General features: G+C 61.7%; 17 protein-coding genes. 8 read left to right on the forward strand and 9 right to left on the reverse strand.

All coding sequences use genetic code 11. The features are described from left to right. Positions 1–49: 49 nt before the first annotated feature. The 3 genes from der to GC127_RS20865 form a co-directional block, all read right to left on the reverse strand. Positions 50–1,516 carry a ribosome biogenesis GTPase Der gene (der, locus tag GC127_RS20855; RefSeq protein ID WP_151979487.1) on the reverse strand — a complete coding sequence of 489 codons (1,467 nt, stop codon included), beginning with the start codon at positions 1,514–1,516 and terminating at the stop codon, positions 50–52. 49 nt (positions 1,517–1,565) lie between these two features. Further along, entirely contained in the window at positions 1,566–2,894 is a 1,329-nt protein-coding gene (locus tag GC127_RS20860; RefSeq protein WP_008282547.1) for a PQQ-like beta-propeller repeat protein, read from the reverse strand. A gap of 73 nt (positions 2,895–2,967) precedes the next feature. Next, a complete protein-coding gene (locus tag GC127_RS20865) occupies positions 2,968–3,657 on the reverse strand; it encodes a hypothetical protein (RefSeq protein WP_008282548.1) in 690 nt (229 codons plus the stop codon). Between the two features lie 221 nt (positions 3,658–3,878). On the opposite strand from GC127_RS20865, the gene GC127_RS20870 reads away from it, so the two are divergent. The 3 genes from GC127_RS20870 (at position 3,879) to GC127_RS20880 (ending at position 9,248) form a co-directional block, all read left to right on the forward strand. Beyond that, positions 3,879–5,096 (forward strand): efflux RND transporter periplasmic adaptor subunit, encoded by a 1,218-nt coding sequence (locus GC127_RS20870; RefSeq protein WP_008282549.1) that lies wholly within the window; start codon positions 3,879–3,881, stop codon positions 5,094–5,096. Further along, entirely contained in the window at positions 5,093–8,866 is a 3,774-nt protein-coding gene (locus tag GC127_RS20875; protein ID WP_151979488.1) for an efflux RND transporter permease subunit, read from the forward strand. Before GC127_RS20870 ends, GC127_RS20875 begins: the two co-directional genes overlap by 4 nt. A 208-nt stretch (positions 8,867–9,074) precedes the next feature. After that, positions 9,075–9,248 (forward strand): VPEID-CTERM sorting domain-containing protein, encoded by a 174-nt coding sequence (locus GC127_RS20880; protein WP_232279244.1) that lies wholly within the window; start codon positions 9,075–9,077, stop codon positions 9,246–9,248. Between the two features lie 9 nt (positions 9,249–9,257). Here the strand turns inward: GC127_RS20880 and xrtE are convergent, their stop codons facing one another. The 6 genes from xrtE to fdhF all read right to left on the reverse strand — a co-directional run bounded on the left by xrtE (position 9,258) and on the right by fdhF (position 16,870). Beyond that, positions 9,258–10,862, reverse strand: a complete 1,605-nt coding sequence (gene xrtE / locus GC127_RS20885; RefSeq protein WP_151979489.1) for an exosortase E/protease, VPEID-CTERM system — start codon at positions 10,860–10,862, stop codon at positions 9,258–9,260. A gap of 66 nt (positions 10,863–10,928) precedes the next feature. Continuing rightward, positions 10,929–11,594: an alpha/beta hydrolase gene (locus GC127_RS20890; RefSeq protein WP_008282552.1), complete on the reverse strand. Its 666-nt coding sequence runs from the start codon at positions 11,592–11,594 to the stop codon at positions 10,929–10,931. Beyond that, positions 11,591–12,220: a DNA-3-methyladenine glycosylase gene (locus tag GC127_RS20895; RefSeq protein WP_008282553.1), complete on the reverse strand. Its 630-nt coding sequence runs from the start codon at positions 12,218–12,220 to the stop codon at positions 11,591–11,593. The genes GC127_RS20890 and GC127_RS20895 overlap by 4 nt, the downstream gene beginning before the upstream one ends. Then, entirely contained in the window at positions 12,217–12,945 is a 729-nt protein-coding gene (locus tag GC127_RS20900; RefSeq protein WP_151979490.1) for a cobalt-precorrin-6A reductase, read from the reverse strand. Before GC127_RS20900 ends, GC127_RS20895 begins: the two co-directional genes overlap by 4 nt. Further along, positions 12,942–13,991 (reverse strand): cobalt-precorrin-5B (C(1))-methyltransferase, encoded by a 1,050-nt coding sequence (locus GC127_RS20905; RefSeq protein WP_081506538.1) that lies wholly within the window; start codon positions 13,989–13,991, stop codon positions 12,942–12,944. The genes GC127_RS20900 and GC127_RS20905 overlap by 4 nt, the downstream gene beginning before the upstream one ends. A gap of 104 nt (positions 13,992–14,095) precedes the next feature. Then, a complete protein-coding gene (gene fdhF, locus GC127_RS20910) occupies positions 14,096–16,870 on the reverse strand; it encodes a formate dehydrogenase subunit alpha (protein WP_151979491.1) in 2,775 nt (924 codons plus the stop codon). A gap of 232 nt (positions 16,871–17,102) precedes the next feature. Between fdhF and GC127_RS20915 the strand changes: the two genes are divergently transcribed. The 5 genes from GC127_RS20915 to GC127_RS20935 are packed head-to-tail and all read left to right on the forward strand — an operon-like array spanning position 17,103 to position 20,857. Then, complete coding sequence (locus GC127_RS20915) at positions 17,103–17,753, forward strand: histidine phosphatase family protein (RefSeq protein ID WP_081506539.1); 651 nt, start codon at positions 17,103–17,105, stop codon at positions 17,751–17,753. 19 nt (positions 17,754–17,772) lie between these two features. Further along, a complete protein-coding gene (locus tag GC127_RS20920; RefSeq protein ID WP_151979492.1) occupies positions 17,773–18,387 on the forward strand; it encodes a glutathione S-transferase family protein in 615 nt (204 codons plus the stop codon). A gap of 9 nt (positions 18,388–18,396) precedes the next feature. Continuing rightward, entirely contained in the window at positions 18,397–19,452 is a 1,056-nt protein-coding gene (locus GC127_RS20925; RefSeq protein ID WP_151979493.1) for a saccharopine dehydrogenase, read from the forward strand. Continuing rightward, positions 19,453–19,701: a SemiSWEET family sugar transporter gene (locus GC127_RS20930; protein WP_081506541.1), complete on the forward strand. Its 249-nt coding sequence runs from the start codon at positions 19,453–19,455 to the stop codon at positions 19,699–19,701. 13 nt (positions 19,702–19,714) lie between these two features. Further along, positions 19,715–20,857: a saccharopine dehydrogenase family protein gene (locus GC127_RS20935; RefSeq protein WP_151979494.1), complete on the forward strand. Its 1,143-nt coding sequence runs from the start codon at positions 19,715–19,717 to the stop codon at positions 20,855–20,857. Positions 20,858–20,955: the final 98 nt, after the last annotated feature.

Genomic DNA, 20,955 nt, shown 5'->3' on the forward strand with positions numbered 1-20,955 from the left:
GCACGAATGCAAGAGGGGCTGCACAGGAATTTGCACGCCCCTGCCCGGCTCAGTCGCTTGATCGCCCCGTCAAATGCTTGCGCAGGCTCGACGGCCCGGCCTTTTTCTTGCTCTTGTAGGGGTTGCGATCCGCCTGACTGCGGAAATAAAGGCGGATAGGCGTGCCAGGCATGTCAAAATCTGCCCGCAACCCATTCACCAGATAGCGCGAATAGCTCTCGGGCAATTTGTCGGGATGGCTGCACATCACCACGAATCCCGGTGGCCGCGTCTTGGCCTGCGTCATGTAGCGCAGTTTGACCCGACGACCGCCCGGCGCGGGCGGCGGGTGCTGCTCCAACATGCCGATCAGCCAACGGTTCAGTTGCGCCGTGGTCACGCGCCGGTTCCAGACCTCATGCGCCTTGGCCACCGCATCACGCAGGCGGTCCAGCCCCTTGCCAGTCTTGGCCGAGACGGTGACCAGAGGCGCGCCGCGCAATTGCGGCAAAAGCCGCTCGAACGCCTCGCGCAGCTCTCTGATCTTGTCGCTCTTGTCGGGCTCCATGTCCCATTTGTTGATCGCCACGACCACCGCGCGCCCTTCGCGCTCAGCCAGATCGGCGATCCGCAAATCCTGTTGTTCAAAAGGAATCGCCGCATCAAGCAGAACCACCACCACTTCGGCAAATTTCACCGCCCGCAGCCCGTCCGACACCGACAGCTTTTCCAACTTGTCCTGCACCTTGGCCTTCTTGCGCATGCCTGCCGTGTCGAAAATCCGCACCGGAATCCCGTCCCAGTCGATCCGCAGCGAGATCGCATCGCGCGTGATCCCGGCCTCAGGCCCGGTCAAGAGCCGCTCTTCCCCAAGGATCTTGTTGATCAGGGTCGATTTTCCGGCGTTGGGCCGCCCCACCACCGCCACCTGCATCGGACGGGCCTCGGTCGGCTTGCGATAGCTGACATCCTCGTCGTCCTCGATATCCTCGTCGAGCGAGACATCCACCTCTGGCGCTTCCGCCGCCGCGCGCGCCTCAAAGGCATCAGCCAGTGGCATCAGCTGGGAATAGAGGTCGTTCAACCCCTCGCCATGCTCTGCCGACATGCGAATAGGCTCGCCCAGACCCAGCCCCCAGGCCTCGATCACGCCCGCATCCGCCGCCGATCCTTCGGCCTTGTTGGCGGCAAGGATCACATGCGCCGAACGCTTGCGGAGAATCTCGGCAAGGCTTTCGTCGGTGGGCGTGACCCCGGTGCGCGCGTCGATCACAAAGAGGCAAATATCCGCCATGTCGACTGCGCGCTCTGTCAGCTTGCGCATCCGGCCCTGAAGGCTCTCGTCGGTGGCATCTTCCAGACCTGCGGTGTCGATCACCGTAAAGCGCAGATCGCCCAATCGCGCGGCCCCTTCGCGCAGGTCTCGGGTAACGCCGGGCTGGTTGTCAACCAACGCAAGGCGCTTGCCCACCAGACGGTTGAAGAGCGTCGATTTGCCAACATTGGGACGGCCCACGATGGCTACGGAAAAGGTCATGTCTCAGGCTCCGATACGGATCAAGTCGCCCTGATACAGGATCGCACGATCAACGGAAAGCCAGCAATTGACCCTTTTTCGACACGACATAAAGCGTATTGCCCGCAACCACCGGGTTGGACGTGGCACCACCGGGCAAATCCCGCGCGCCCGTCATCTGCCCCGAGGCCGGATCAAAGAACCGCAATTGCCCGTCGCCCGAAGCCAGGATCAGCTGACCACCGGCCAGAATGGGGCCAAAATGGCCCACGATTTCCGCCTGCCGCTTGGGCTTGCGATCCGCAAAGAGCGGCAATTCATGCCCCCAGATGCGCGTCCCGTCCTCGGTGGCAAGCCGCACCAATTCGTTGCGATCCGTGACCATGAACAGCGAGTCCCCGGCGGGCCAAACAGGGTTAAGCGGGCCTTCTTCGGCAGTCCAGAGGCGGTTGCCGCTGCCAAGGCTTAGCGCAACGGTGCGCCCCGAATGGCTGCCGGTATAGAGGCGGTCACCGACGACCACCGGATCGCCGGTGATGTCATCCACCCGCGCACTCGCTACGCCCAAACGCTCGCCCGCAACCTGCGCATCCCAGAGGCGCAGACCACCTCGGCGGAATGCGCCCTGCAATTCCCCTGCACCAAAGGCAAAGACCACGTATTTGTCGGTGATGGCCGGGGCAGGTCCGCCCAAGACGTTGTGAATATCCGGCGTGCCGCTCAACTGCCAGGCAATCCGCCCGGTATCCGTCTCAATCGCCCAGGCCACATCATCGCCCGCAACCACATAGACCAGCCCGTCAAACACCGCCGGTGTGCCGGTGCCGGGCGATCCCAACGCCTGTTGCCAGATCACGCCGCCTGTCGCAGGGTCAACCGCCGTGAGCAGGCCAAACCCGGACGAGACAAAGAGCTTGCCATCGCCATAGGCCAAGCCGCCACCGCTGGCATTGTCCGACCTGTCATTGGCCGGCGTAAGGTCGCGCGTCCAGAGCAATTGCCCCGTGGTCGAGACAGCCGCCACCGTCGCCTCGGCATCCAGTGTAAAGATACGCCCTTCGGCCACTACCGGGTCAGCGGTGATCCGCACCCGCCGCCCGTCACCTGCGCCGATATTGACCGACCACGCCAGTTGCGGTGCACGCGACAGCGCAGGATGGGCCGTGCGCGTTGCAGGCGTTCCGATGCGCTGGCGCCAGTCCGCATTAACTGTCGCCGCTGGCAGCGAAACGGGCAGAACTTGATTTGTTGGTGTCACACTTGCCTGAGCGCGCGCAGTCTCGCTCTGGAGAACCTCGCGAATTCCCTCGCGCTCACCGCTCAGAATCTGTGTCTTCTTGGTGCAGGCCGTCAGCGCAAGGACTGCAATCAGCCCAAGGATCAATCCGTTCGGTTTCACTGCTCTTGCCCTCACTCTTCGCCTTTTGCCGTCCTGCCGGCCCGCATGAGCCTGTGGCCCGAAGCGGCCCCTGTCATTCACCTAGCGACTCGGCCCCTGTGACAGGCTCCGGCAGGTCGGGCATATCTTCGCCCAAGGCCACAATCACTTGTGTCACGCGCCTACGCAAGCCCATCGTCGCCTCCGCATCGCTGGCAATCGCGCCAAGACGCTCCAAAGCCGCATCCCGGTTGCCCGTTTCCAGATCAATCAGCGCCAATTGTTCCTCGGCCAAGAGGCGCAAAACCCCGCCGCTCAACGCCAATCCGTTCAAGCGCCCGCGTCGTGCCTCGGCATCCAGCCCCGAACCCGGAAGCATCACCGCCTTGAGCGTTGCAATATTGCGATAGACGGCATCCACATCCGACCTGTCTGCAAGCGCCAGCAACCGCGCCGCCGCTGCCTCGGGAGTGTCCGCCGCTTCTTCCGCCGCCGCGAGCAAGGCAATCACCGATCCCGCTTGGGCCCCCGGCGCCTCGATTGCATCCAGTGCTGCGGCGCGGGCGCTGCGGTCTTCGGTCGCCAGGGCCGCAAGCACCGCATCGCCCAACGCTTGGGCGGCGGCCTGATCCTGCGCCTTGCGCCATTCGTTCCACGCGGCACCGCCCACCAACATCAGGATCGCCAGAACCGCGATCCAGCCATATCGGCGCATCAACGCGAATAGCCTGTCGCGGCGCACCTCTTCAGTGACTTCATCGATGAAAGTGTCGGTGTTGCTCACGCCGCGCCCCCTTTGAATTTCGCCCCTCTTACCCCGAAGCCCTGCCCCTGCCAAGGGGCACCGCGCCCGCGACGCAAGGGCGTGCTTGCAGCAGGCATTGGAAAAGATTAATCTGAACCGGTTGGTTTAGCGTAAGCCAATGATGTTGCGTCAAGGGCATGTCCCGCAAGGCAGGCCCAAGCCCGGCCCAACGCCACGCCTCATGGCCCGAAGGTAGATAAATGCGGTTGCTTCCTGTTCTCATCGCCCTCGTGGTCTCTGTCCTTGTCTATGTTCTTGTCTTTGAGCATGACAGATTTCTTCCAGCCCCCGCCACTCAGCCGCAAACCGAAACCACATCACCAGAAACCGCCCCCCAAACGACGCAGATCATGCGCGTCGTGGCCCTGCGCTCACAAGCGCGTGAGGTCGACAGCGCCGTCGTGGTGCGCGGCAGATCCGAGGCTGACCGCATCGTCGAATTGCGCGCCGAAACCTCGGGCCTTGTCATCAACGACCCGCTGCGCAAAGGGCATATGGTGACCCAAGGCGATATTCTTTGCCGCCTCGATCCCGCCGCGCGCAACGCCGCTCTGGCCGAAGCCCAAGCCCGGCTGAGCGAATCCCAAACCCGCATCCCCGAGGCCGAGGCCCGCGCCAACGAGGCCCGCGCCCAACTCGAAGAGGCTGAAATCAATGCCAACGCCGCCGAAAACCTTGTCGAAAGCGGCTTTGCCTCACAAACCCGCGTCGCCGCCACACGTGCCGCGGTCAGCTCGGCGCAAGCAGCGGTGCAGTCGGCCACCTCTGGCCTCGAGGCCGCGCGCGCCGGGATCGAATCCGCCCGCGCCGCCGTCGCCGCCGCCGAAACCGAGATCGCCCGCCTCGCCATCGTCGCGCCCTTCGACGGCGTGCTCGACACCGACACCGCCGAAATCGGCAGCCTCCTGCAACCCGGCGCGCTCTGCGCCACGGTGCTGCAACTCGACCCGATCACCATGGTCGGCTTTGTTTCGGAATTGCAGGTGGCCCGCGTGGAAATGAATGCCCCTGCGACAATTCGCATGGCCTCAGGCCGCAGGGTCGAGGGGCGCGTGACCTTCGTTGCCCGCTCCGCCGATGACGTCACCCGCACCTTTCGCGTTGAAGTGACCGTGCCCAACCCGGACCTCTCGCTGCGCGACGGGGAAACCGCCGAAATCCTGATCGGTGCCGCAGGCAAACGCGCGCATCTCCTGCCGCAATCCGCGCTCACTCTTGATGACGAGGGGGCCTTGGGCCTGCGCATCGTCAACCCCGAAAGCCTTGCCCAATTCGTCCCGGTCGAGCTCTTGCGCGATACACCCTCCGGTGTCTGGCTCACCGGACTGCCAGATAGCGCCGATGTGATCGTGATCGGACAGGATTTTGTGACCGATGGCGTGCCCGTTGACCCGGTGTTTCAGGAGTTGGGCCAATGACCGGAATCGTCGATTGGGCCGCCACCCGCGCCCGGATGGTTTTGGCCTTCATCGTGCTCTCGGTCCTTGCAGGCACGCTGGCCTATGTCGGCCTGCCCAAAGAGGGCGAGCCTGACATCGAGGTGCCCGCCCTCTTCATCTCGGTCCCCTTCCCCGGCATCTCCGCCGAGGATAGCGAAAAACTGCTCGTCAAAGTGATGGAGACCGAGCTGAGCGATCTGGACGGTCTGAAGAAAATGACCGGCACCGCTGCTGAAAACTATGGCGGCGTGGCGCTCGAATTCGAATTCGGCTGGGACAAGACCAAGACCCTCGCCGATGTGCGCGACGCGATGGACACCGCCGAGGCCGATTTCCCCGACGGCGCTGAAAAATACACCCTCAACGAAGTAAATTTCAGCGAATTCCCGATCATCATCGTCAACCTCTCCGGCCCGGTGCCGGAACGCACAATGTCGCGCCTTGCCAATGACCTGCAAGACACGCTCGAAGGGCTGGAACCCGTGCTCGAGGCTGGGATCGCGGGCAATCGCGAAGAGATGCTCGAGGTTATCATAGACCCGCTCCGCCTTGAGGCATATAACGTCACGGCGCTGGATCTGATCAACGTGGTGCAGAACAACAACCAATTGATCGCAGCCGGTGAAGTCGACACAAGCCAAGGCACTTTCGCGGTCAAAATCCCCTCGTCCTTCGAAGACACCAGCGATTTCTACAACCTTCCGGTCAAGACCAATGGCGACCGCATCGTGCGGCTTGGCGATCTGGCCACCATAAACCTCACCTTCGAGGATCGGCTAGGCACCGCGCGGTTCAATGGCGAGACCACCGTCGCGCTCCAAGTGGTCAAGCGCAAAGGTTTCAACATCATCGAGACCGCAGACCTCGTGCGCGCCGCCGTCGCCGAGGCGGAAAAGACATGGCCCGAGGATTTACAGGTCGCAGTCAGCGTTGGCACCTCCAACGACCAATCCAGCACGGTCGCCTCGATGGTCAGCCAGCTTGAGGGCTCGGTTCTGACCGCCATTGCCTTGGTTATGATCGTCACGCTGGCGGCCTTGGGCATCCGTCCTGCACTGCTGGTGGGCTTTGCGATACCAACCTCCTTTCTGCTCTGCTTTGCCCTTCTCGCCGTCATGGGCGTCGCGGTCTCGAATATCGTGATGTTCGGTCTCATCCTCGCGGTTGGCATGCTTGTGGATGGTGCCATCGTCGTGGTGGAATATGCAGACAAGCGGATTGCCGATGGCGAAGGCCCTATGCACGCCTATGTGGGGGCCGCCAAGCGGATGTTCTGGCCCGTGGTCAGTTCAACCGCGACCACGCTCTGTGCTTTTCTGCCGATGCTCTTCTGGCCCGGTATTCCGGGGCAATTCATGGGCATGCTGCCCGTTACACTGATTTTCGTGCTCTCTGCATCGCTCTTGGTGGCGCTCGTCTATTTGCCAGTGCTGGGCGGCGTGACCGGGCGGCTGGAACGCTGGTTCAACGCCCGCACCGATCAGATTGCGGGCGGTTTCTGGCTCTGGCATGTGCTGCTCTTGCCGCTGGCAATCGGTGCGGCGCTTCTGGCCGGCCAATTGGCCCCCACCCTGCTGAACGAAGTGCGCGCGCAATTTTCAGCCATGGACGGCACGCAAATCCTTGGCTCAGTCATACCCGTGTTGACCACGGTCTTTGGCCTCTTGCTTGGCGTGTCACTTCTTGCGGCGGTAGGGCTGTCGGGGGTGGTCGCCACGCTTCTGGCGCTTTTGGCCATTCCGCGCCGTTTTGGCAAACTCCTGCACGTCGCGCGGCAACGCTGGCTGCCCCCGCGCCGCGAACGGGTCCGGGGCGGCTATCACCGCTCGGCCTTTGGCTGGGTGATCCACGCCATCGCGGGCAATCCGGTGATGCCTCTGGTGGCCTTTGGCGCGATTTTTGTGCTCGTGGGCTCTGTGCTCATGTTCTACATCAACAACAACAATGGCACCGAATTCTTTGTCGATAGCGAACCCGAGCAAGGCATCGTTTATGTGCGCGGGCGCGGCAATCTCTCGATTGATCAAAAGGATCAGTTGGTCCAGCAGGTCGAGGATATCATCCGCGCCCATCCGGGCATCCAGACCGCCTTTGCCTTTGCCGGGGATGGCGGGCTTGATACCAACACCGGTGGCGCACAGCCCCCACGCGACACGATCGGTCAGATACAATTCGAAACCATCGCCTGGGAGGATCGCCCCCAGACGCACGAGACATGGTTCACCATTCCCCTGATCAACCTTGCCGTATCGCGCGACGTGGTGGCGGCAGACTTTGACGGCGATGCGGTGATTGCGGAACTGAGCGCCGAACTGGAGCAAATTCCCGGCATCAAGTTTGAGGTTCTTGCCCAATCCCGTGGCCCCGCTTCGGCCAAGCCGGTGCACCTGCGCCTCAAAAGTGACAATTGGGACGATCTCATCGCCTTTACCGAAGTGGCGCGACAGAAATTCGACGAAACCGAAGGCCTGCGCCAGATCGAAGATACCTTGCCGCTGCCCGGCATTGATTGGCAGATCGACGTTGATGTCGAAAAGGCCGGGCGTTTTGGCGCCGACGTGGCAACCGTTGGGGCGATGGTGCAGCTTGTGACACGCGGTATCCTGCTCGACACGATGCGCGTGGACAGCAGCGACGAAGAAATCGAGATCCGCGTCCGCCTGCCCGACCAAGACCGCGTGCTCTCAACCCTCGACAGCCTCAAGGTGCGCACCGATGACGGGCTGGTTCCACTTTCGAATTTCGTCAGCCGCAAACCGGTCAAACAGCTGGCCCAGATCGACCGTGTCGATCAGACCCGCTTTTTCGACATCAAGGCGGCAGTTGAGGACGGGTTATTTCGTAAGGAATCGGCCACAGATGTTACAGATCGTAAGGTGCCCATCACCGCAAACGAGCGCATCGCGCTCCTGACTGAGTGGCTCGATTCCGGCGTTCTGCCCCCCGGAATCAGCTATGAATGGACCGGCGACGCCGAGGATGAGGCCGAATCCGGCGCGTTCCTGCAAAAGGCCTTCGCCGGGGCGCTTGGCCTGATGTTCATCATCCTCTTGGCGCAATTCAACAGTGTTTACAACGCAGTGCTCGTGCTTTTGGCGGTCGTGCTTTCAACAACCGGCGTGCTGATCGGGATGCTGGTGATGGATCAGCCGTTTTCGATCATCATGACAGGCACCGGCATCGTGGCCCTCGCGGGGATCGTGGTGAACAACAACATTGTTTTGATTGATACTTATCAGGAATACGCCCGCTACATGCCCCAGATCGAGGCCATCACCCGCACCGCGCAGGATCGCATCCGGCCCGTTCTTTTGACCACGATCACCACCATGGCGGGCCTCGCGCCGATGATGTTCGGGCTAAGCCTTGACTTTGTGAATGGTGGCTATGCCTTTGATAGTCCAACAGCTTTGTGGTGGAAGCAGCTTGCCACCGCCGTGGTTTTCGGCCTCGGAATCGCAACCGTGCTAACGCTGGTCTTTACCCCCGCGATGTTGGCGTTGCGGGTGTGGCTGGGCACCTACGCGCTCTGGGGCGCGCGCCTCTTGGCCAAGCTTTCGATGGGTCGCTCCAGCCGCGCCGCTCAGGATTGGGCCCTCGCCCACACCGCAAACCGCCTCGCACACGCTGAAATTGTCTGGCCCGACGAAAATCAAACCGTGCCAGCAAACCCAACCCAACCTGCTGAAAAAAGTACAAAAACACCGGATTCCATAGGCCAAGATTCGCCTCTACGCGCGGCAGAGTGATTCTGTTGAAGATGTGAGTTCGCCCCTGTATCCCGCAGGAAGATTGCCCGATGTTTCAGCATCTCAGCCTATAATCCGGAAACAAAGCGCCCTGTAGACCCGGTTCGTTTCCAAATATAGGACTCGACCGGCACGAAGCTTGAAATGTGTCCGAAATCTGGCATATCTAAGGTCAGAATTTGAACGCATGGTAATACGGAGACGACTGATGTTTGATTGGTTCTGGAGTGGCTGGTATGGTGGAACCACGTCGAGCGGTGGCTCGACATCGACGTCCTCCGTACCGGAAATGGACGCTGCAAGTGGCACATTGGCCATCGCAGTGGTTCTCGCGGCCCTTGTCCTTGCTTGGGAAATCAAACGCCGTCGCGCGCGGAACTGACCTCTACCGTCAGATCAGCGCCCAATCCCCCCTCCAAAGGGCGACGGCTGCGATAACAGCATTGGCAACAGCATGGGCGGCCATGGCATCAGCCAGCCGCCCATTGCGCATGTAAACCAGAGAAAAGACAACACCAGCCAGCCCCGCTTCGATCCATCGGCCATGGACAAGCGCGAAAAGGCCGGCAGAAACACCAATCGCGATGATCTGGCTTGAAACAGTGCCCCGGTCCAGACGTGCTTGGACATAACCCCGAAAAAATAGCTCTTCGATCACCGGCACAAGCGCCACGGTGCCAAGGATGCGCACGCTGGCCCAAAGGGCAAAAGCGCCGGCCCCAAGCGACATGAGCGCGTCAGAGGGTGGCTCTGACGCGGGCGCGGTTGCGATCCAAACCACCCCAACCGCGATGCCTGCGACCACCGAGAGCATCGAGGGCCAAGCTAAATGCTGCCACAAAGTGGCGCGCACCCACCAAAGCGCAGCCAGCATCATGCCGGCCTGCACCGGATAAGCGAGGGCAGGTTCGCTCCAAAAGGCCTGTGCGATCAATCCCGACAAGGCAAAGACGATAAAGGGCAGGATGCGGCCAGCCACATCATCCTGAGCCAGCGGGGCCACGCTGCGCACCTGTGGCACCACCACCGCCTGAAGCGCATAGCCACTGCGCCCGACAACAACCAAAACGCCGATCGACAGGGCTGTGAACATCAACCAACCGGCAAAGCTGTGAAACCCGTTGACCGCCAGTTCCGGCGAGACATGCACACCGATCAGGATCAACCCCGTGATCCGCACCGCGTTGAACAGCCAGCTTACCAACAGCGCAAGGGGCCAAATCACGAGGCCAAAGCGGCGCAAGCGCAATTCGTCACGGAAAAGCACCCCGTAAAGGGCAAGAAAGGCGGTGATCAACACCAGCCCTTCGATCCCCGAACAACTATCGGCCACCATAACCTGAAACTCTGGCGTGCCGATCACATAGGTCGCGGGATCAACGACCACCTCCTCGACAAAGAGGCGCAACAAGAGAAAGACCGCAATGAATGTCACATCCGTGACAGCCTGCACGCTCCAGAGTGGCCCCGCCAAAACCACAGCCCCCGGAAGAGCGGCGGCAAAAACCACCATCGCCAAAAGGGACAGACTGCGCCCCTGTAACCAACTCAACCATGCTGCGGGCCGCATCAGCCACAGCAGACCACCCAAGGCCGCCATCAGCGCGCCCAAGGCCGCCAGAGGGAAAACAGACTGAAATTCTGCGCTGAGCGCCTCAGGCGCGATCACGATCAGCGGCGCGAGCATGGCCAGAATGCCAAGGCCATGTATCACGGCCCATCTTAACCCGCCCGGCGCACGGCTTGCCGCCATGCCAAAATCGGCGCGCGCTACGGGGCGCGCCCAGAGGTATATCCCAACCAACGACCCCGCACAAAGCAACCAAAGCGCCACAAACCGCAATCCGCGACAGGCAGCTTCGATCCCGGTGGCGCGACATTCTAGGTCGCTCAACACCTGATACCCAAGCACGAGAACCACCATCTCGGCGACAAACAGTCCGCCAAGGGATAGAGCCCGCCCATGCGGGATAAGTTTGCCAGTGTCCTCACTCATCCGTCTTGCGCTAACTCAAGAGCGCCGCCGCAATATGGCAAGCCTGAGGCGATTTGTGGAAAACCGTTAGAGGCCAAGTTTGTCGCGCATAAAGGCCAGGGCCACTGACAGCCCGTCAGGGGCAATTCCGTGGCCTGTACCCTTCATGATATGGGCATAGACATCCTGCCAGCCTGCCCCCTGCAAGGCCTCCGCCGCCTGCGGCAGCGACTGTACCGTCACCACCTCATCGGCATCGCCATGCACCAGCAGAACGGGAGGGCGGCTCTGCGTCTCATCTTCCAACAAGTCCGGCGAAAGAAGCCGCCCGGAAAAGGCCACGACGCCAGCCAGTGCTTCTTCGCGCCGGGGTGCCACATGCAACGCCATCATTGACCCTTGGGAAAAGCCAAAGAGCACCACCTGTTCAGGCAAAAGATCCTCATCCACCATCAGCGCATCAAGAAAGGCATTCAAATCCGCCGAGGCCGTCATCAAGCCCCGGTGCGCTTCTTCCTCGCTTGATCCGTCGATCCACGGGATAGGAAACCATTGCAGACCAAAGGGCATCCCCGGAATGCTCTCCGGCGCGTCGGGCGCGACAAAGAGCGTATCTGGCAAGTGTTCCGCCAACGGGTCTGCCAGCCCCAGCAAATCCGCGCCATTGGCCCCGTATCCATGCAGAAAGACGACAGCCGAACGTGTCTCACCCGAAAGAGGCGCCTTGCGGCCTGCTTGCAATACCCGTGTCATCTGATCCCTTCCCTGTCCTTGGCCACCCGGTAATAGGCCCACAAAAGTCGCGCCGCAACGGCGCGCCATGGCGACCAGTCCTCGGCCATTTGCCGCAGCGCCCGTTCCTTGGGCCTTTCGGGCAGGTCGTAGAGCAGGCGCACCGCCTCTTGCAAGGCCAGATCACCGGGCGCAAACACGTCTGCACGCCCCAAGCTGAACATCGCATAGATTTCCGCCGTCCAGACACCGATACCAGACACTTGCGTAAGCGTGGCAATCACCTCAGACGTCGGAGCGCTGCGCAAGGCGGCATAATCGATCCCTGCCTCGGCAAGCGCGCGGGCATAGCGCGCCTTTTGGCGGCTGAGGCCTACGGCACGCAGATCGTCATCCGTGACCGCGACGATGCGCTGAGGTTCGGTGAAGCCGGCCTGTTCCAGTCTTGACCAAATCGCATTGGCCGAAGCAACGCTGACCTGTTGGCTGACAATCGCACTGAGTAGCCGCGCAAATCCGTCCGGGTTCCGCCGCAACGGCAGCGGCCCCGTCAGCGCATAGGCATGATGCAGGCGGGGGCAGAGGGCGGCCAAATGCGCTGCCCCTTCTTGAACGTCCGCGTCGCACTCGATGATCCGGCCCGTCATATGTTGCGCACCCACTCCATTGCCGCCGCCACCGTCGCCACGCGCGGGGCCTTTGGCTGTGGCGGTCGCGCGATCATCGCCACGGGCAGGTTCAGCGCCCGCGCAGCCGCCAGCTTGCTCTCGGACGCGGCCCCCCCCGCATTCTTGACCACCAGCCAATCGATACCTAGCCGGGTGAAAAGCGCGATCTCCTCCGCCACGGAAAACGGTGGGCGGCCAACAAGATAGGTGCCATTTGCCATCGGAAAGGGTGCCTCGGGTGGATCGACCACGCGGCAAATCAGCCGCCGCCCGTCGAGATTGGCAAAGCGTGTCACGCCCTGCCGCCCGGTGGCAAGGAAAACCGTCGCCCCCTCGGGAATATGCTCCACCGCCTCTTCCTCTGCGGCGATAATGGTCCAGCGGTCACCGGCCCCGGGCACCCATTCCGGCCGCAAAAGCTGGCAATATGATACGGCCTTGTCAGCGCAGAGCCGTGCCGTGCGCTCGGATATCCGGCTGGCAAAAGGATGCGTTGCATCAAGAACTGCGGTGATCCCGGCCTCGGTGAGGTAGCGCAAAAAGCCGTCCTCGCCGCCAAACCCACCTATTCGCGTGGGCAGGCCCATGGCGCGCGGCGCGCGCGTGGCCCCGGCAAGCGAGGCAATGGCAGGACGCCCCTCGGCAACCAAAAGTCGTGCCACCTGCTGCGCCTCTCCCGTGCCCGCCAGCAGCAAGAGCGTCATGCCGCCCCCGCCCGTGCCAGCACCACACCGGCCCTGTCGATCACAACCGTATCAACCGCAACGCCTTCGGGCAGCATTGACAGCACCTTCAACCGGCTTTCCTGTGCCACCCATTCTGCCAAGACTTCCCCAGCAACGTCATAGGCTTGCAACGCCGTGTTCATGTATTTCAGATCCGGTATGGCAAGCGCCTCGGCGAGGCCTGCGAAATCCACTTGGCTGCGGCCTGAATGCAAATCGCGCGCGCCCTGCGCCAGCTTGATCATCTTGCCGATACCGCCCCCCACCGTCAGGCGCGGCAGCGGATGCCGGGCGAGATATTTGAGCATCCCACCCGCAAAGTCCCCCATATCCAACATCGCGTGATCCGGAAGGTCATAAAGGCTCTGCACCACCTGCTCGCTCGTGGCGCCGGTGCAGCCTGCCACATGATCCAGCCCCGCCTCGCGCGCCACGTCAATGCCGCGATGGATCGAGGCGATCCAAGCGGCGCAGGAAAACGGGCGCACGATCCCTGTTGTGCCCAGAATCGACAACCCGCCTTTTATGCCCAGCCTCGAGTTCCAAGTCTTTTGCGCAAGCGCAGCCCCCCCAGGTACCGACACCGTGATTTCGATATCCGGGCTTTCAGAGAGCCGCTCGGCCATGTCTTCCACGGTCTCTCGCATCATCTGACGTGGCACGGGGTTGATCGCAGGCTCACCCGGCGGGATGGGCAGCCCCGGCATGGTGACACGCCCCACGCCCTCGCCTGCGCGAAACACCACGCCCCCTTCTGAGCGGGCCACCCGCGCGATGATCATCGCCCCATGTGTGACATCCGGGTCATCGCCCGCGTCCTTGATCACCCCAGCCTCGGCCCACCCCTCGCCGCTGGCATGATGGGCAATGGCGAATTCTGGCGTCTCACCCCTTGGCAAGGTGATGCAGACACGCGGCACGGCCCCTTCGCCCCATAGCAGGCTGAGCGCCGCCCGTGTCGCGGCGGTTGCGCAAGCGCCCGTGGTCCAGCCACGGCGCAGGGGGGTATCGGGTTTGCGGGTCATATCCAGTCAGGACTATAGGCGCGCCACAGCCAGAGGCCAAATGCCAAATCTAACGGTCGGACCCTGTGCGCGCCCCGCAAAACCTGCGGGGCGCGCACGCGGCCTCACTCTGCCGCGATATTCGCTGCCTCGACCTTGACTGCCGAGAATTTGAACTCTGGGATCTTGCCATAGGGATCAACCGCCGGATTGGTCAGGATGTTCGCCGCCGCTTCGACATAGGCAAAGGGCAGGAACACCATATCAGGGGCCACTGCGCGATCTGCCCGCGCCATGATCCGGATTGAACCACGCTTGGTGCTCAGCCGCACCATGCCGCCCGGCTCTACGCCCAGCTTGCGCAGGGTCGCAGGATGCATCGAACAATTGGCCTCCGGCTCTACCGCATCAAGCACGCTGGCGCGGCGGGTCATCGACCCTGTGTGCCAATGCTCAAGCTGCCGCCCCGTTGTCAGGATCATCGGATACTCGGCATCGGGCACATCGTCGGGCGGAATGATTGCCGCCGGGGTGAATTTCGCGCGTCCCTCAGGCCGCGGGAAACCGTCGCCGAACACGACCGACTCACCCGGCTGATCAGGCCCTTTGCAAGGATAGGTCACAGCGCCTTCGCGCTCCAACCGCTCCCAGGTGATATTGTCGAGCGAGCGCATGTTGACCTTCATCTCGGCGAAGACATCTGCCGGGCTGTCGTAAGACCAGTCAAGCCCGATCCGATTAGCCAGCTCAACGGTGATCGCCCAATCCTCGCGCGCCTCGCCTGGTGGGGTAACGGCGGGTCGGCCCATCTGCACCTGACGGTTGGTATTGGTCACGGTCCCCGATTTCTCGTAGAACGCGCTCGCGGGTAGGATCACATCGGCATAGTTGGCTGTTTCCGTGATAAAAATGTCCTGCACCACCAGATGCTCGAGCTTGGCCAAAGCATCGCGGGCGTGTTCGACATCAGGATCAGACATCGCCGGGTTTTCGCCCAGGATATACATGCCTTTGATCTTGTCGTCATGAACCGCGTCCATGATCTCGGTCACGGTCAGGCCCTTCTGGTTCGAGAAGTCCCCCGATTGCCAGACTTCGGTAAAGGCGCGGCGCACGCCGTCATCTGTCACCGTCTGATAGTCTGGAAGGAACATCGGCACGAGGCCCGCGTCAGACGCGCCTTGCACGTTGTTCTGGCCGCGCAGCGGATGCAACCCTGTGCCCGGACGGCCCACATGACCGCACATCAAGGCCAGAGAAATCAGGCAGCGCGAATTGTCAGTGCCGTGGATATGCTGGCTGACGCCCATCCCCCAAAAGATCATACCGGCCTTGGCCGTGGCGAAATCCCGCGCCACAGCGCGCAGGGTCTCGGCGGGAACACCGCAAATACCCTCCATCTTTTCGGGCGGGAATTGTGACAGGTGCTTTTTCTCGGCTTCCCAGTTCTCGGTGAAGGCCGCGATGTATTGCTGGTCGTAGAGCCCCTCTTCGACAATCACATGCATGATCGCATTCAACATCGAGACATCTGCGCCGGGACGGAATTGCAACATATGCGTGGCAAAACGCTTCATCCCCTGCCCGCGCGGGTCCATCACTATCAGCTTGCCACCACGCTTGGTGAACTGCTTGAAATAGGTCGCGGCGACAGGGTGGTTTTCAAGCGGGTTGGCCCCGATGATAATCGCCACATCGGCGTTTTCAATCTGGTTGAAGGTCGCCGTCACGGCACCAGAGCCGACATTCTCGATCAGCGCCGCCACAGACGACGCATGGCAGAGCCGCGTGCAGTGATCCACATTGTTGTGACCAAATCCCTGACGGATGAATTTCTGGAAGAGATAGGCTTCTTCATTGGTGCATTTCGCGCTGCCAAATCCTGCAACACTGGTGCCGCCATGGGTGTCCTTCAGCCCCTTGAGTGCGCCTGCTGCAAGATCAAGCGCCTCGTCCCAAGATGCTTCACGGAACACTTCCTGCCAATTACCGGGATCGACATTCAGCCCCTTTGCCGGCGCATCATCGCGGCGGATGAGCGGCTTGGTCAGGCGATGCGGATGGTGGATATAGTCAAAGCCGAACCGCCCCTTGACGCACAGACGCCCCTCGTTGGCAGGCCCGTTGATGCCCTCAACATATTTGACCTTGCCATTCTTGACCTTGAGCGAAACCTGACACCCCACGCCACAGAACGGGCAGATGCTCTTGACCTCTTCATCGAAATCGGCGCTGTCGCCCTGCTGTACGTCATCGAGCACGGTTGCAGGCATCAGGGCCCCGGTCGGGCAGGCCTGCACGCATTCGCCGCAGGCCACACAGGTCGAATCGCCCATCGGATCCGCAAGATCGAACACCGGGTAGGCGTCATGCCCACGCCCGGCCATGCCAATCACGTCATTCACCTGAACCTCGCGGCACGCCCGCACGCAGAGACCACATTGAATACAGGCGTCGAGATTGACGCGCATCGCGATGTGGCTGTCATCGAGCAGCGGAATGCGGTCGCGCTCCAGTTTGGGAAAGCGGCTATGGGTCACGCCATTGGCTTCGGCCATATCCCAGAGGTGGCTTGAGCGGTCATGCGACTGCGCCTGCTCGGGCTGATCGGCCAAGAGCATCTCAACAACCAATTTGCGCGCCGATTCTGCACGGGCGGAGTTGGTTGTCACAACCATGCCCGCCTTGGCCTCGCGGATGCACGAGGCGACAAGCGTACGCTCACCTTGGACCTCGACCATACAGGCGCGGCAATTGCCATCGGGGCGATAGCCTGGGGCAGGCTTGTGGCAGAGGTGCGGAATTTTCAGACCACGACCATTGGCGACTTCCCAGATCGTCTGACCAGCCTCTACCTCGACCTCGCGGCCATCCAATACGAGTGTGATCTTGTCGGTCATCAGCGTGCCTCCCTGCTTTGGGACTTTTTAAAGCATGCAGCAGCATGCCAGAGGCCGTCAATCCCGACACCTCACCCCACATTTGCGCCACGAATGGCAAAGAGCCACGGCAGAGGTCTTAAATCGACAGCACCGTCACGCCTGTCAGCGATGGGATGGAATATTTCACGCGCTCCCTTTAACCCCGCCGCAACCGGCGCTAACGTCGCGCGGAATTCGGGGGAGGGAAACCTTGGCAGAGCTTATTCTGGTGCGGCACGGGCAGGCCAACAGCCATGCGACCGATGAGGCAGGCTATGACCGGCTATCGCCTCTGGGCGTGCAGCAGGCCGAATGGCTGGGCGCACATCTGGAGCGGACGAATCCGCATTTTGACCATGTGATCACCGGAACGCTCAACCGTCAGATCGGCACCGCCCGCGCCATGGGCTATCAGATCACCGAACAAGACCCGCGTCTTGACGAGTTAAGCTATTTCGCCCTCGCCCGCGCCATCGAGGCACAGCACGGCATTCCGGCCCCTGCGGACGCCACCGAATTCGCCCGCTACCTGCCTCAGGTGATCGAACACTGGGCGCGCGGCGATCTGGAGGATGTACCTGAAACCTTTGCTCATTTTACCAACCGGATCACCGGCTTGATCGACGACATCTGCCAGCAGCATGGGCGTGTTCTGATCGTAACCTCAGGCGGCGTGATCGGCATGGTCATGCGGCATGTGCTCGGGCTGGATATTCCGGGCATGGCCAAAGTCATGTTGCAAGTGAGGAACAGCTCGCTCCACCGGCTGGAGCATGTGCATGACATGCTGATGCTGGGCACGTTCAACGCAACGCCGCATCTCGACACTCCCGATCGGGCGCATGCCCGCACCTTTATCTGACAGCAAGAGGAACCGCGCCATGAAGTTATACTATGCCAAAGGCACCATCTCGATTGCGGTGGCCATCGCGCTGCACGAGGCGGGTCTGGATTTTGAACCGATGCGCCTTGATTTCCGGGCGGGGGAACAAACCAGCGCCGCATATCTTGCGATCAATCCCAAGGGGCGTGTCCCGACTCTCGTTACCAACACCAGTATCCTGACCGAAACCGGTGCAATCCTCGATTTCATTGCGGACACCACACCCCAAGCAGGTTTGCGCCCCACAGACCCCTTGAAGGCTGCCAAAATGCGCGAGGCCATGTATTACATCGCCTCCACCATGCATGTGAACCACGCACACAAAATGCGCGGGCACCGGTGGGCCGATCAGCAAAGCTCTTTCGACGACATGAAGGCCAAATCGGTACAGACCATGACCGACAGCGCTGATTACGTCGAAAATCATATCCTGACCGGCCCCTTTGTGCTGGGAGAAACACTCTCTCTCGCCGATGCCTATCTCTTTGTCGCCTGCAACTGGCTGGAAGGCGACGGGGTGGATGTGGCCAAGTTCCCCAAAATCGCAGCCTTCGTGCAGGCAATGCGCGCGCGCCCATCTGTAGAACGGGTGATCGCGGATAACATGATCTGAGAGGCTGAGATGACACATCTGTGGGTAAGGGCCGAACAGCGGCCCAATGAGGAACGCGTGGGGCTGACGCCCGAGGGCGCGGCGCAACTGATCGCCAAAGGCATCCACGTCACAGTGGAAGAAAGCCAAAACCGCGCCATCCCAATCGACGGCTACCGCGCCGCCGGCTGCGAAATCGCCCCGGAAAACGCATGGCCCTCGGCACCGCAGGACGCAATCATCTTTGGCCTCAAGGAGTTGCCCGAGGATGGCACCCCCCTGCCGCATCGCCACATCATGTTCGGCCATGCCTTCAAGGGGCAACATGCCGGACGGCGACTCTTGCAGCGGTTTCAGGCTGGGGGCGGCACGCTTTACGATCTGGAGTATCTGGTCGATGTGACCGGCCGCCGCGTCGCGGCGTTTGGCTATTGGGCGGGCTATGCGGGGGCAGCGGTATCGCTCATGGCATGGGCGACACAACAGGGCGGTGGCCTCTGCCCGACCGTCGATACCTATCCGGGGCGCGACGCACTTTTGGCCGATCTTGGCGCGCGGCTTGAGGCTTCGGGTGCCACACGCCCCCGCGCCATTGTCATCGGGGCCTTGGGCCGCGTGGGCACAGGGGCGGCGGATCTCTGCGAAGCGATGGATGTGCCCGTCACCCGTTGGGACATGGCCGAGACCGCATCGGGTGGGCCGTTTCCCGAAATCCTAACGCATGACATCTTCCTCAACTGCATCTTTGCCCGCCCCGGCACGCCGGTTTTCGTGCCTAAATCCGCCTTGGCCGCGCCGCGCCACCTGACCGTAATCGGCGATGTCGCCTGCGACCCTGACAGTGACTATAACCCGGTGCCAGTCTATGATGCGGCAACCACTTGGGCCGCGCCCGTACTGCGCGTGCACGATGTTCCGCCGCTCGATGTCATGGCCATAGACAACCTGCCCTCGCTCTTGCCGGTGGAATCCTCTCAGGACTATGCGGGACAGTTGCTAACCTCCCTGCTGACGCTCGACACGCCAGATCAAGGCGTCTGGGGGCGCGCGGCAGAGACCTTTCACACCCATATGAAAGCGCTCTGAATGGCCCCCTATGTCGGATATCTGGCCGCCTTTCTGGGCACGATCTGCTGGATTCCACAAGCGGTCAAGGCTTGGGCCACGCGCGACACATCCGGCCTGTCGCTGCCCTCGAACCTGCTGTTTTTGACCACCGTTTCCCTCTGGCTGGTCTATGGGGTGATGATCGGCGACTGGCCGCTCATCCTTGCGAATATCTGCGCCGTGGTCGCGATGCTCAGCATCGTCGCGGCAAAACTCCGCTTTAAATGAAGGAGAGAACGACATGACAATCCACTGGTGCGGCACCGGCCTATCGGCCATCCCCGGCCTACGGCGGCTGATCGAGGCAGGGCGTGATGTGACGGTGTGGAACCGCTCGACCGACAAGGCGCGGGCAATGGTCGGCGATCTCACCGACACGATCCACGCATTTGACATGGACGCATTGGCCAAGGTGCTCAATCCCGGTGACGTTGTGGTGTCAATGCTGCCGGGCGACTGGCACGTGCCCCTGGCCGAACTTTGCCTTGAGAGGGGCGCGCATTTCGTTTCATCCTCTTACATCGCACCAGAGATGCGCGCCCTCGATCAGGCTGCGCGCGACAAGGGGCTGTGCTTTGTCAACGAAATCGGTCTCGACCCCGGCATCGACCACCTCATGGCGCATCATCTGGTGGCCGACTATCGCGCCTCCAAGGCCTATGACGCGGGCAATGATCTCAGCTTTACCTCCTATTGCGGCGGCGTGCCAAAACAGCCCAACCCGTTCCGCTACAAATTCAGTTGGTCGCCCTTGGGCGTGCTCAAGGCGCTTCGCTCGCCCTCGCGGTCAATCCGGAATTTCTCGGAACTTCGGGTGGCGCGGCCTTGGGATGCCATTTCCAGCTATGACGCCCCCTTGCCGACCCCCGAAACCTTTGAGGTTTACCCCAACCGGGACTCGATCCCCTTCATCGCGGATTACCGCTTTGATCCAGACTGGCGGATCAAGGATTTCGTGCGTGGCACGCTGCGGCTCAATGGCTGGTCAGAGGCATGGAAGCCTATTTTTGCGGAAATCGAGACCTTGGAAGGCACCGCAGGCGATAGCCGCCTCAAAGAGATGTCGGATCAGTTCTGGCAAGAGAACGCCTATGAGGAGGGCGAGCCGGATCGAGTTGTGCTCTGCGTGGATCTCAGGGCCGAAAACGCCGGGAAACCCGTCTGGCACAAGATCTATGTGATGGATGCCTGGGGCGACGCGCGCGGCACGGCGATGGCGCGGCTGGTGTCAATCCCGGTTTCTCTGGCGGTCGACTCGGTGCTGACGCGCGAGATTGCGGCAGGCGTCAGCGCAGCCCCGCATGATCCGAAACTGGTTGCGCGCTACTTGGGCGAGGTCAACCAATTGGCGCAACATCTGACGGTCGTCGATCACCTCAGCTAGGCGTTTCGGCGCTAGGTCGTACAGGAGTATTTGCACCAAGAAGAAGCCAAGCCAGGTTTCTTCTTGGCAAAAATACTCAAATACGCCGCGATCCTCCG

Source organism: Roseovarius sp. EC-HK134, from assembly GCF_902498815.1.
Lineage (GTDB): Bacteria > Pseudomonadota > Alphaproteobacteria > Rhodobacterales > Rhodobacteraceae > Roseovarius > Roseovarius mucosus_A.